Below are 11,757 nucleotides of genomic sequence, written 5' to 3' on the forward strand. Positions count from 1 at the left end.
GTGCAGCCTCACGCAGCGCGATCCTGCGGGCGCGCGAAACGCGCATGCAGGGTGCGCACATCAAAGCCGCTGTCGCCGGCACCGATCTCTTCGGCAATCCGACCGTTTTCCAGAAACCCGATGCGGTCGGCCACATCCACCGCACCGAGCAGATCGTGGGTGACCATCAGCACCGCAGCGCCGCGTTCGCGCACGCTGCTGACCAAGCGATTGAAGTCGGCAATGGCGCGCGGGTCCAGCCCGGAGGTGGGCTCGTCCAGCAGCAGCACCGGCACCTCGCGCACTGTGGCCACGGCAATGGCCACCTTCTGCCGCATGCCCTTGGAGAACCCTGCCAGCCGTTGCGCCCAGGCATCGCGCTGCAGGCCAGCGGCCGCAAACGCCTCGCCAATGGCGGCCTGGCTGCGGCGCTGGCCGGCCAGGGCGAGTAGATAGTCGGCATTTTCCAATGCGCTCAGATGCTCGTAGAGCGCCACGTTTTCCGGCAGATAGGCCAAGCGCGCACGCGCCTTGCCGGGGTCGGCGACCGGGTCCACCGCGTCCACGCGCAAGCTGCCGCAGACGGGTTTGACGAAGCCCAGCAACGTGGACAGCGTGGACGACTTGCCGGCGCCATTGCCGCCCAGCAAGGCGTAGACAGTGCCGGGCGCGACACCGAGGTTCAGCCCCTGCAGCACCGCGCGGCCGCGGTAGGCCACGTGCAGGTCGGAGATTGAGATCGCGTGGGTCATTGACGAATTGAAGGGCGTGGACGCGGGTGCATCAAGAAATGATACGTTATCACATTGCCTACACCGCTAAAATCCGCCCGCCGCCGCGGGCAAGGCCTGACCGTCACGGACTTAGCGCCGCGCATTGCGCCTGCGGCAGCGCCTTGCGGCGCGAACGTCCAGCCAGGCGCCTGCGCCGACACGGCTGACCGGCACCGGCACCGGCACCGGCACCGGCACCGGCACAAGCAGCAACCGTCGCCCACCACTCGAGACCCTCATACCCCACATGACCTTCGCAACGCGCAGCTCTAATCCGCCCAATGCTTTCCCTGTCTCCGACCGCCACGCTGTCGCTCATGCCAAGGCCTGCAACACCGCACGCAGCACCCGACGCAGCGCCAGAGTGCTGGCCATCGCGCTGTTCGCTGCCGCCCAGCTCGACGCGCAGACCATCGATACCAGTGCTCCGTTGCCGCCGGTCCGCGCGTGGCACGGTGCGAGCGAGGCATTGATCGTGTCGCCCGACGATCCGTGGATCACGCCGGCCGAGCGCAGCGATTTCGTCAGCACGCCCAGCGACGCGCAAACGCGTGCGTGGTTGCATCGGCTGGTCGCCGCCTCGCCGCTGCTGTCGCTGGAGGTGTTCGGCAAGACCAGCGAAGGGCACGATCTGCTGCTGGTGCGCGCGCGCAAGGGCAAGCCCGGCAAACCGGTCGTGCTGGCACAGGCCGGCATCCACGGCGGCGAGATCGATGGCAAGGACGCCGGCCTGATGCTGCTGCGCGATATTGCACAACGCGGCAAGGACGATCTGCTGGACGAGGTAGATTTCGTGTTCGTCCCCATCCTCAACAGCGATGGGCACGAACAACGCGGCCCACTCATCGGCGCCGCATTGCGCGGCCCGCAGCAAATGGGCTGGAATACCACCACGCACGGCATCAACCTCAATCGCGACTATCTGAAACTGGAAGCGCCGGAGACGCGCGCGATCGTCAAGCTGCTGCACACGCTCGACCCCGCGTTGTATATCGACCTGCATGTCAGTGGCGGGCTCGATCATCAGTACGACATCACCTTTACCTTCGCCGGCTGGGGCACCTATGCGCGTTCGCGCGCCACTGCCGGCTGGCTGCAGCGGCGCTTCACGCCAGCCGTCGACGCCGCGCTGCGCCGCCAGGGTCATGAACCTGCGATCTACCCCAGCCTGATCGACGAAGACGCGCCGCGCTCGGGCTTGCGCCATTCGCCCGAAGGCCCGCGTTATTCCACCGGGTATGGCGACTTTGCCGGCATCCCGACCGTGCTGGTGGAAAACCACCGCTTGAAGGCATACCGGCAACGCGTGCTCGGCGATTACGTGCTGCTGGAAGAAGCCCTGCGCGTGGTCGGCCGCGACGCACACGCCATCGAGGCCGCCAAGCGTGCCGATCGCGCGGCGCGCCCGCAGGCATTGATGGTGGCGCGGGAACGCCTGCCGCAGCCGATCGACCACATTCCGTTCAAGGGCGTGACCTACACCCGCGCCCTGTCGCCAGTGTCCGGCCGGCCGGAATTACGCTGGGAAGGCCGCGACGAAACCTGGTCGATGCCGGTCATCGGCTACCGGCAGACGCAGGCCGTGCAGTACCCGGTGGCCTGGTGGATTCCGCCCGGCAACGACGATGTACTCGCCTTGCTCGATGCGCATGGCATCCACTACGACCGTCTGCACCAGCCAGCCCGGCGCGCGGTGCAGCAGATACGCATCACCAAGACCGGCAGCGATCAGGTCCCGCACACCCACGACGTAGAAGAAATCTTTCCCGCCGGCAGCGTCCGCGTGCCCGCCGATCAACCGATGCGCATGTTGGCCGCCGCCTTGCTGGAACCGCGCAGCAGCGATTCGCTGCTGGCCGGCGGACGTTTCCGCAACGCCGGCAGTCCCGACAGCGGGTTGTATGCCACCGAGCTGGTTGAATTCAGCGAACGCATGCTGCGCAGCGATGCTGCGTTACGCAGCGCGTTCGAGCAAAAACTGGCCAACGATGCGGCGTTCCGCGCCGATGGCGATGCCCGCCTGCAATGGGTCTACGCACGCTCGCCCTACGCGGCGATCAGCGGCTGGCGGTATCCGGTGCGGCGCGAAGTGATGCAATAGCGCCGCGCATGCCTGTGGCGCTCACCGCGGTGCGGGTGCCATCACTGGGGCATGCTCGGCCATCAGTGCAATCACCCAATCGATGAACACGCGCAGCTTGGCGCTGACATGGCGGTTGGGCGGGAAGGCGATCGACAGCGGCATCGCTTCCAGCTGCCAGTCCTGGAAGATCGGCACCAGCTCGCCGCTGGCGACATGCGCGTTGGCCATATACACCGGCAGCCACAGCACACCCATGCCGGCCAGACCGGCGGCGAGATAGGCATTGCCATCGTCGGCGGCCACTACGTGGCGGCCGTGCACGCGCACCGCTTCGTCGCCGCGTTGCATCACATACGGCACGGTCGTGCTGCTGCCCCAGCGCATGAAGCCGACGCAGCGATGCCGGGTATTCTCCAGTTCCGTCGGGTGCGTCGGGGTGCCCAACCGCTGCAGGTAATCGGGCGCTGCATACACGCCGGCCTGCAGGTCGCCCACGTGACGCGCAATCAGCGACTGGTCGGTGATGGCGCCGCCGCGTATCACGCAATCGACGTTTTCGCCGATCAGATCCACGCGGCGGTCGCTCACGCCCATGTCCAGCTGGATCTGCGGATAACGTGCATGGAATGTCGGCAGCGCCGGCATCAGGATCAGCCGCGCCAACGGGCTGGGCACGTCCACGCGCAGGCGCCCGCGTGGCGAGGTGGCTGCAACGGACAGGCTGGTTTCGGCATCGTCCATGTCTGCCAGCAGGCGCAGCACGCGCTCGTAATAGGCCGCGCCATCGGCAGTGACCTGCACCCGGCGCGTGGTGCGATTGAGCAGCTTCACCCGCAGGCGTGCCTCCAGCTGCTGGACCAGCTGGGTCGCGCTGGCGCGGCTCATGTGCAGGTGTTCGGCCGCCTTGGTGAAACTGCCGGTCTCGACCACGCGCGCAAACGCCCGCATTGCATCGAATCGATCCACCACTGCTCCCGCGGCCAAGATTGTTTGGATTCTACAAACAGTGTTGGCCGATGCTGCCGATTTATCGCCATCGCGCACGCGCCTACCGTGGGCCTCCATTCTATGCACTTCGATGGAGAGTCCCATGGCCACACGCGACGTCGTTTTCCCGCAGGGGCGCCACGCCCTGTACGAGCGCCACCATTACTCGCCGGCGGTACGCGCCGACGGCCTGCTGTTTGTCGCCGGCCAGGTCGGCAGCCGCGAAGACGGCTCGCCCGAACCCGAGCTGGACGCGGAAATTGCCCGCGCCTTCGTCAACCTGCAGGCCGACACAGGCTCGGCTGCACGCCCGTCCAGCTTCAATCTGGATACCGAATTGCCCAGTGGCTGTGCCGGGCAGACGTCCACGGCCTCGTATGCCAGCGTGCGTTCCGGCTATGACCGCGGACATCTGGTGACGTCCAACCACATGGACTACAACGCGACCTACATCCGCCGCGCCAACCTCATGAGCAACATCGTGCCGCAGGTGGCCACCTTCAATCAGGGCATCTGGGTGCAGGCAGAGAACGTGGCCGAGTGCTATCGGGACATCGCCAGCGTGCAGGTGTACGGCGGAGTGATCTACAGCGACACCAGCAACGATTACTTCCTCAGCAGCCACGGCATCCGCACGCCGGATTTCTTCTGGAAGACCGTCATCACCGCCAACCCGAGCGGCGGCTCGCGCGCCATCAGCTGGCTGATTCCCAATAGTGCCAACCTAGGCTCGCTGGACAGCTATATCGTCAGCATCGACGAACTCGAAGACCTCTACGGCGCCAGCACCATCGGCATCAGCGCACCGGCGGCTGTCAAAGCCATGCTGCCGTCCACCACCTGGCCGCAGCCGAGCAATTGCGACCTGGGCTGAGCCGCCCTGCATCCACGGCATGACGCCCAGCCCGGCCTGTGCCGGGTTGGGTCACGGCGTGGCGAGCGATGCGTGCATGGCGTCATGCCGCGTGTGACAGCCTACGCGCACCTCGACGCGCCCATCGCGGAGCCGGCATGCCGGTGGAATGGATGGCGGGCGCGGGCACCGGACATATGTCAGATGTGTCAGCACTGCCACATTTGTCGGCGAGGTCTGCGCTGTTTTGATGACCAATAGCCGACATATGCTTGATCGCACTCTCGCTACCACTCCTGCGATCACGCTCATGCCATCGTCCTTATCTGCCAACGCCGGCCTCGCCTTGCTGAGTGCCCTGTCGATCTTCGCGGCCAGCCCGGCAACTGCCGCACCTGTGCAGGGCTTGCCCACCATCGTGCTGGTGCATGGCGCATTTGCCGATGGCTCCAGCTGGTCGGGCGTGATCGGCGCGTTGCAGCGCCAGGGCTATCGCGTCACCGCGGTACAGAATCCGCTCACTTCGCTGGCGGACGACGTCGCTGCGACCCGTCGCGTGCTGGAGCGACAACGCGGCGACGTACTGCTGGTCGGGCACTCCTGGGGCGGCGCGGTGGTGACCGAGTCGGGCAACGCCGATAACGTCAAAGGCATCGTCTATCTGTCGGCCCTGGTACCCGATACCGGCGAGTCGGTCGGCACGCTGCTGGCACGCCTGAAAGCGCCGATGGAAGGTCTGCAGCCGGATGCGCATGGCCTGGTCTGGCTCGACGATGCGGAGGCCTACCAGCATGTGATGGCCACCGATGTGCCGCTGGCCAAGGTCAGGCAGCTTGCCGCCGTCCAGCAACCGATGACCGCCGCCGCATTCGACGATACGGTCAAGCAGGCTGCGTGGCATCGCAAACCGACGTGGTACCTGATCACCGACAACGACAATGCGTTGCGTCCGGATGTGCAGCGCGCCATCGCCAAACAGATCGGCGCCACCAGCACCAGCATCGCATCCAGCCATCTTTCGCTGGTAGCGCAGCCCGCCAAGGTGGCCGAGTTCATTGCACGTGCCGCGCGCTCCATCGGTACTCCATCGCAGTGAGCGCACGGACCCAGCGTGTCGCGGCGGGCCCTGCATGCGCTAGCCCGACACGCCGTGTTCGGCGCTCTCCAGCACCGCAGGCAGGGCGTCGACCAGGAACTCGATCAAGGCGCGCACGCCCGGCGCCAGTCCGCGACGCGAGGGATACACGGCGTGTAGTTGATGCACCGGCAACGTGTGGTCGCCCAACAGCACCACCAGTTCGCCACGGGCGATGCTGCCCCTGCACAGGGCCAGCGGCAACTGCGCCACGCCCATGCCGGCCAACGCAGCGTGGTGCAGCAGCTCGACGTCCTCGGTGAACAAGCGCGAACGGTAGTCCACCAGTTCGCTGGTGCCTTGCGGGCTGGTGAGCCGCCACCGGGGCGGCTCGCCATTGACGCCACGCGGGCCCATTCCCAGTACCTCGTGCAATGCCGCGGCAGAGGCGAACGGCCCATGCGCGTGCACGAAGCCTGGGCTTGCCACCAAGACCTGCCGGCTGACGCCGAACGAACGCAGGATCAAGCCCGAATCGTCCAGGCTCGAACGCACCCGTATCGCCACGTCGATGCTTTCGGCAATCGGTTCCACCCGGCGACTGGTCAGCTCCAGATCCACCTGCACGTCCGGATGCGTCAACAAAAAGCGCGGCAAGAGCTCGGCCAGAAACAGATGCGCCACACCGGTCGGGCAGCTCACCCGGATCCGGCCGGAGGGATGCTGCGTGGCGCGCTCGGCCACATCCAGCGCCCATTGCGCCGAGCGGGTGATGGATTTGCAGTGCGTATAGAACTCGGCACCGACTTCGGTGAGGCTGACCGCACGGGTTGAACGCTGCAACAGCCGCACGCCCAGGCGTTGCTCCAGATCTGCCACCCGCCGGCTGACCTTGGAGCGGGGAAATCCCAATGCGCGACCGGCCGCCGAGAAGCTGCCGTGGTCGACCACCGCCACCAGCAGCGCGAAGTCGTTGAGGTCTTCCATCTGAATCAAACCCCACGCAAGGAGGCCGTCATTGTCCTGCCAGGCAGGACAGCTTGTCATACGCCAGCGACCTACCTGCGCACGGGACCACTCCGTACAGTGCCGCCACCGACCACAGCAACGAGCCCACCATGCGCTTGCTCCATCTCGATTCCAGCATCCTGACCGACACGTCGGTCTCCCGTCGGCTCACCGCCCAGGTGGTGCAGGACCTGCACGCGGCGATTGGCGATCTCCATGCCACCTATCGCGACCTTGCCGCGGCTCCCATCGCGCACCTTTCCGGCGCGATTGCTGCCGGCTTCCGCCCACTGCCGCAACCCGCCAGCGACGCGGCGTCGGTGGCCGAACATGCGTTGTCCGAGCAGCTGGTGGACGAATTCCTCGCCAGCGACATCGTGGTGATCGGCGCACCGATGTACAACTTTTCGGTGCCGACCCAACTCAAGGCCTGGATCGATCGCATCGCCCAGCCCGGCCGCACGTTTCGCTATACCGCGAACGGGCCCGAAGGCCTGGCCGGCGGCAAGCAGCTGATCGTGGCGTCATCGCGTGGGGGCATGTACGCGCAAGGGCCGATGGCTTCACTGGATTTTCAGGAGGCGTACCTGACCGCCACATTCGGCTTTCTAGGCGTGCGCGACGTGTACTTTGTGCGCGCGGAAAATCAGTCGCGCGGTCCAGGGCCGGCTGCGGCAGCATTGATCAGTGCGCAGGCATCCATCGCCGATCTCGTGCGCAGTGTCGTGCACACACGCGTGGAGGCCTGAGCCATGTTGCATCTCATCACCCTCACCTATCGTGTCGCCCCGCCGGCATTGGCCGCACATCTGGACGCCCACAAGCAATGGCTGCGGAAGCATATCGACACTGGGCTGTTCCTCGCGGCCGGCCCATTGGCCGATGGTCTTGGCGGCATCGTGCTGGCAAACAGCACCGATGCCTCGGCACTGGATCGGGTCGTGGCGCAAGACCCGTTCGTGCTGCATCAGTTGGTGGATGTCGGCGTACGCCGTTTCGAGCCCGCGCTGCGTGCCAAAGGGTTTTTGCCTGGTTGAATAAGACGATGCCGATGGGATGCGACGCCACGCGCAGGGCCTGCGTCGTAGCGACACAGGCGTCGTTGTCAAACGCGACCTGCAGGCATGTCGACGCGTGCAGGCTAGGGCGCGGCGCCACTTGCCGCAAACCACGCGGCGTACGGGGTGTTCTTGACCAGATGCCGGTTGAAATCCTTGGCACCATCGCTCCACCACACCGTGCCGCGCTCACCCAAGGCGACCTTGGCTGCATCGACCGCGCGGCGCGCGGCCAGCAGGCGCTGTGCGTCGTCGTCGCGCTTGGCTGCCTTGACCGCGCGTCGCGCATCCATGAGTGCGCTGACCAACGCGGCACGCACCTCTTCGCTCAGGTGCGGGTTGCTGGTGCGCCACAGGCGCGCTCGCACGATGAGGTAACGGCCGTCGGGCGTCTTGAGGGGCGTGGTCGCGGCAGTCATCGCGCGCTCAAGGCCAGGCGCGCGGTTGCCGCATCGCGGCGGTGCGCGCGGCGCTCACTCCACGCGTTCGAAGCGAGCGCGGGAAACACCGTCCACCTCGACCTGCTCGACGAACATCGCATACGGGCGCACCCACAACCCGATATCGCTCTCCAGTGGCCGATACAGCACCAGCGGCTCCAGGGTTTCGCTGCTGCGCACCACCCCGAGCACCTCATAGCGGCCGCCTTTGAAATGACGGTAATCGCCCAGTGCGATGGAAGGTAACGGCGGCAGAGTGTCCATGGCGGTAGCAACGCGATCGAAAGGCCCCGGAGTTTAGGACCGCAGGCAAGGTGTGGCGAGCCGTCTTGCGTTGAAGCTGGCCGCCGGCGTAACGGCTGACGTCCACAGGCATCGCATTGTCGGCCGGCCGGGTCCACCGTGTCGCTGGCCGCCGGCCTTGAAAGACGCGGACCGGCGGCAAATCCAGCGGCGGCCGTGGCACCTCGTGCCGTCGACAGCATCGGATGCCTGTCCTGCGCCATCAGGTCGCGCAGCAATCGCGTGCCCACCGTAGAACCAAGCTCAGGCGTCCTCTTCGTCCTCGTCTTCCTCATCCAGCTCGTCCTCGATGCTGTCGTCGTCGATCTCGCTGTCCTGCGCAGGCCCGTCCTGCAGCAGGTCTTCGTTCTTGCCCGGTGCCTTGACGCCGTTGGGTGGCGTCGGGTCGTCGATACCCCGGTTGGCGTTCTGGTTGTTGCTCATGGTCAGCTCCCGCGGCAGAAGACCGCCTGCCCACCCTCCTCCCGGCGGTGTGATGCGCACGTGTGCCGCACGCAAAAAACGCGGCGGCCATCGCAGTATCTGAACCATTCGGGCTTGGGGCCGGATGACGCCGCGCCGGTTTGCATCTGCCCATCGCCTCTCCCCGTAGACAGCAAGACGCCTACCGAGGAAACACCATGCCGAGCTTGATCAGCGATCTGGAAGACCTGCTCGCCTCCTGGAAGGCCGAGGCACGCACCTTCGACGCCTGCGACATGCCGGCCTCCGCACTGGCCTTTCGCGATTGCCATCGTCGCCTGTACGCGTTGCTGGACGCGCATGCACGCCAATCGGCCTCGCCGACGGCCGCGCTGGCTGGGCGCGAACAACACAGCTCAGTGACCGAGCTGCAGCCGCGCGCCATCGCGCCAATGGGTCCCTAGGGTGTCGATCAGCTTGTCGCTGGCCTGATTCACGCCAGCCACCTCGACCTCGGCGCCGTGCGCGCGCAGTTTGAGCACCACCCGATCCAGCGCTGCCACTGCACTGATGTCCCAATGCCGGCGAGCACATCGCCACGCACGTTGCCGAGCCACTGCTGGCGCAGCGGGAAACTTCTGGACATTGAACTCCTCCGTGCGCCGGCAACCACACGGCGCATTACATGCACGTCAAACACCTGGACCTTCGCAGCAACTGCGAGCGCGTGAGGCCTTAGGTCAGGGTGGCGTCATGTGTTCAAGGAGATCGTTCTTGACGAGTGGCGATACTAACGCGCTCAGGCCAGCCCGAACAACCCGAGGGCGCGCTTGTGTATACGCATCGAACATCAGACAACGATCAACGATGCGCACGCGTGTGCGCAGCCATTGCTGACAGCGAGCGGCTCAGTCGTCGCTGACCGCACGTTCGCCCATCAGTTCGCGCCCGCGTTTTTTCAGCTCTCCGGCGTAGCGCTTGCGCACGAATCCCTCCGACAGCACGCCCAGTACCTTGCGATCGCTGTCGATCACGGCCAACTCATCGGCCTGTGTCGTATCGAAGACCTTCATGATCGCCACGATGTCGGCGTCGGCCAGCAGCACCGCATCGTGGTGCTTGGCATAGTCGCCGACCGGCACGTCTGGCTGCACATTGTCGGCGTAGAGCACGGCCAGCGGCACCACGCCGGCATGGTGTCCGTCTGCATCGTCCCGCACCATGCGTTGCGTGGAACCCAACGGGAACCGCCGGCGAAATTCAGTCACGCTGATGTCGCACGGTGTGGTTGGCATCCTTGGGATCATCTTGCCAGCCGACAGATTGCGCACCCAGCCCACATCGTGCGCACTGCGGATGTTTTCGCCGCGCAGATGTGGAGAACGAATAACCCAACACCTGCCGCACGACGGTATTGGCCACCAACACCGCCACCATTACCGCACTGGAGGCACTTCGCCGGGCCGCAAGGTCAACACACGCACGCCAGTACGCGTCACCGCCACGGTATGCCCGAACTGCGCCGACAATTTGCCATCGCGCGTATGCACCGGCCACTGATCCGGTTGCGAGCGGATCGCCGCACGGCCCTGGTTGATCATCGGCTCGATGGTGAACACCATGCCTTCCTGCAATGCCAACCCGGTGCCCGCGTGGCCGTAGTGCAGAATCTGCGGGTCTTCATGCATCTCACGGCCGATGCCGTGCCCGCAGTATTCCTTGACCACGCTATAGCCGTGCGCACGCGCGTGCCGTGCAATGGCATGGCCGATATCGCCCAAGCGCGCCCCCGGGCGCACCGCTGCAATCCCTTTCCACATCGCCTGATACGTGGCCTGCACCAGCCGACGCGCTGGGTAAGCGACCTCGCCCACCAGGTACGTAGTACTGGAATCGGCGATATAGCCATTCTTTTCCAGCGTAATGTCCACGTTGACGATCTGCCCGCTCCGCAACACGTCATCGGCCGATGGCACGCCATGGCACACGACATCGTCGATGGATGCGTTGAGTACGAATTCGAAACCGTACTGCCCCTTGCTCGCAGGCCGTGCGTCGAGCTCATCGACAATCATGCGCTCGACAAACTCGTTGAGTTCCAGCGTGCTGCGGCCTTCCAGCGGCAAGCGATCCAGCGCATCGAATACCTGCGCCAGGAGCTGACCAGACACCGCCATCAGCGCGATCTCGTCGGGCGACTTGATCACACCCGGCCCGGTTTCAAGGCTTGCGGTCGCACGCCCGCCGCGCGCAACTGTTCGGCCACGATCTGCTGAAACGTCGTATCCGGATGCATTTCGCACAGCATGCCGACCTTGATCCAGAAATTGGCCTGCGCATTGATCGAGCGGCTACTCACCGTGCACGCACGGCGCAGTTGGTCGTGCAGGTCGTCGTCGATATTGACGATGCCCATGGTGGCTCCTGTTTGATTCGATATACGGATCGTATATGAAACGTATATTTGCGCGCAATCGCTTCGGAGCGGGGCGCGCCGTCGAGGGCAATGCCTGTACCTTGTCCTCGTAGGTCAGGGCCTGGCTGTTGTAGCTCAACTGCCGGTTGGCATCATCGAAGCCACTTGCACCTGTGCTGGCTGCCGGTAGCGCCTGACTACTGAAACCGCCGGTCTGGCTGATACGCCCAGGGTTCCGTAGACACTCAAGACCCTCGTTGCGCGTAGCGCCGTTCAAACTCTACAGGGGACAGGTCGCCAGTTGAACCATGACGGCGTTGTGGGTTGTAGAACATCTCGATGTAGTCGAACACCTCGGCGCGTGCGGCGTCCTTGGTGGG

At 65.4% G+C, this 11,757-nt stretch carries 15 protein-coding genes and 2 pseudogenes; 6 read left to right on the forward strand and 11 right to left on the reverse strand.

Annotated features, from left to right (window positions below):
- Positions 1–8: 8 nt before the first annotated feature.
- Positions 9–731: an ABC transporter ATP-binding protein gene (locus tag F7R02_RS02615; protein WP_078590383.1), complete on the reverse strand. Its 723-nt coding sequence runs from the start codon at positions 729–731 to the stop codon at positions 9–11.
- A 268-nt stretch (positions 732–999) separates the two neighbouring features.
- On the opposite strand from F7R02_RS02615, the gene F7R02_RS02620 reads away from it, so the two are divergent.
- Positions 1,000–2,853 (forward strand): M14 family metallopeptidase, encoded by a 1,854-nt coding sequence (locus F7R02_RS02620; protein WP_078590396.1) that lies wholly within the window; start codon positions 1,000–1,002, stop codon positions 2,851–2,853.
- Between the two features lie 21 nt (positions 2,854–2,874).
- Here the strand turns inward: F7R02_RS02620 and F7R02_RS02625 are convergent, their stop codons facing one another.
- Positions 2,875–3,819: a LysR family transcriptional regulator gene (locus tag F7R02_RS02625; protein ID WP_167520950.1), complete on the reverse strand. Its 945-nt coding sequence runs from the start codon at positions 3,817–3,819 to the stop codon at positions 2,875–2,877.
- Positions 3,820–3,925: 106 nt separating this feature from the next.
- Here F7R02_RS02625 and F7R02_RS02630 point away from each other — a divergent pair, with 106 nt between their 5' ends.
- Both F7R02_RS02630 and F7R02_RS02635 read left to right on the forward strand, forming a co-directional pair.
- Positions 3,926–4,696: a DNA/RNA non-specific endonuclease gene (locus tag F7R02_RS02630; protein WP_139371031.1), complete on the forward strand. Its 771-nt coding sequence runs from the start codon at positions 3,926–3,928 to the stop codon at positions 4,694–4,696.
- 289 nt (positions 4,697–4,985) lie between these two features.
- On the forward strand, positions 4,986–5,771 hold the full coding sequence (locus F7R02_RS02635; RefSeq protein ID WP_078590384.1) for an alpha/beta fold hydrolase: 786 nt from the start codon (positions 4,986–4,988) through the stop codon (positions 5,769–5,771).
- Positions 5,772–5,810: 39 nt separating this feature from the next.
- Here the strand turns inward: F7R02_RS02635 and F7R02_RS02640 are convergent, their stop codons facing one another.
- Complete coding sequence (locus F7R02_RS02640; protein ID WP_078590385.1) at positions 5,811–6,737, reverse strand: LysR family transcriptional regulator; 927 nt, start codon at positions 6,735–6,737, stop codon at positions 5,811–5,813.
- Positions 6,738–6,868: 131 nt separating this feature from the next.
- Between F7R02_RS02640 and F7R02_RS02645 the strand changes: the two genes are divergently transcribed.
- Together F7R02_RS02645 and F7R02_RS02650 are read left to right on the forward strand one after the other, a co-directional pair.
- Positions 6,869–7,507 carry an FMN-dependent NADH-azoreductase gene (locus tag F7R02_RS02645; RefSeq protein ID WP_078590399.1) on the forward strand — a complete coding sequence of 213 codons (639 nt, stop codon included), beginning with the start codon at positions 6,869–6,871 and terminating at the stop codon, positions 7,505–7,507.
- A gap of 3 nt (positions 7,508–7,510) precedes the next feature.
- Positions 7,511–7,795 (forward strand): YciI family protein, encoded by a 285-nt coding sequence (locus F7R02_RS02650; RefSeq protein ID WP_003489298.1) that lies wholly within the window; start codon positions 7,511–7,513, stop codon positions 7,793–7,795.
- A gap of 104 nt (positions 7,796–7,899) precedes the next feature.
- Here F7R02_RS02650 and F7R02_RS02655 read toward each other — a convergent pair whose 3' ends face one another.
- The 3 genes from F7R02_RS02655 to F7R02_RS02665 form a co-directional block, all read right to left on the reverse strand.
- Positions 7,900–8,235 (reverse strand): hypothetical protein, encoded by a 336-nt coding sequence (locus tag F7R02_RS02655; RefSeq protein ID WP_016849869.1) that lies wholly within the window; start codon positions 8,233–8,235, stop codon positions 7,900–7,902.
- Positions 8,236–8,289: 54 nt separating this feature from the next.
- The gene (locus F7R02_RS02660) at positions 8,290–8,520 is read right to left on the reverse strand and encodes a DUF1653 domain-containing protein (protein ID WP_033485012.1); all 231 of its coding nucleotides are present in this window, start codon (positions 8,518–8,520) and stop codon (positions 8,290–8,292) included.
- Positions 8,521–8,802: 282 nt separating this feature from the next.
- On the reverse strand, positions 8,803–8,982 hold the full coding sequence (locus F7R02_RS02665) for a hypothetical protein (RefSeq protein WP_078590386.1): 180 nt from the start codon (positions 8,980–8,982) through the stop codon (positions 8,803–8,805).
- A gap of 197 nt (positions 8,983–9,179) precedes the next feature.
- Here F7R02_RS02665 and F7R02_RS02670 point away from each other — a divergent pair, with 197 nt between their 5' ends.
- Complete coding sequence (locus F7R02_RS02670) at positions 9,180–9,425, forward strand: hypothetical protein (RefSeq protein WP_078590387.1); 246 nt, start codon at positions 9,180–9,182, stop codon at positions 9,423–9,425.
- Here F7R02_RS02670 and F7R02_RS02675 read toward each other — a convergent pair.
- From F7R02_RS02675 to F7R02_RS02700, 5 genes and pseudogenes are all read right to left on the reverse strand, one after another.
- Positions 9,378–9,539, reverse strand: a pseudogene (locus tag F7R02_RS02675) (anti-anti-sigma factor); the annotation flags it as partial. The gene F7R02_RS02670 and the pseudogene F7R02_RS02675 overlap by 48 nt on opposite strands.
- 330 nt (positions 9,540–9,869) lie before the next feature.
- Positions 9,870–10,410: pseudogene (locus tag F7R02_RS26835) on the reverse strand (CBS domain-containing protein); the annotation flags it as partial.
- Positions 10,398–11,168 (reverse strand): type I methionyl aminopeptidase, encoded by a 771-nt coding sequence (gene map / locus F7R02_RS02685; protein WP_078590389.1) that lies wholly within the window; start codon positions 11,166–11,168, stop codon positions 10,398–10,400. The gene map and the pseudogene F7R02_RS26835, both read right to left, overlap by 13 nt.
- Entirely contained in the window at positions 11,165–11,377 is a 213-nt protein-coding gene (locus F7R02_RS02690) for a ParD-like family protein (protein ID WP_005911347.1), read from the reverse strand. The genes map and F7R02_RS02690 overlap by 4 nt, the downstream gene beginning before the upstream one ends.
- Positions 11,378–11,622: 245 nt before the next feature.
- On the reverse strand, positions 11,623–11,757 hold a 135-nt coding region (locus F7R02_RS02700), incomplete at its 5' end, for an IS3 family transposase (RefSeq protein ID WP_151210041.1).

It is taken from the genome of Xanthomonas cissicola (assembly GCF_008801575.1).
GTDB lineage: Bacteria > Pseudomonadota > Gammaproteobacteria > Xanthomonadales > Xanthomonadaceae > Xanthomonas > Xanthomonas cissicola.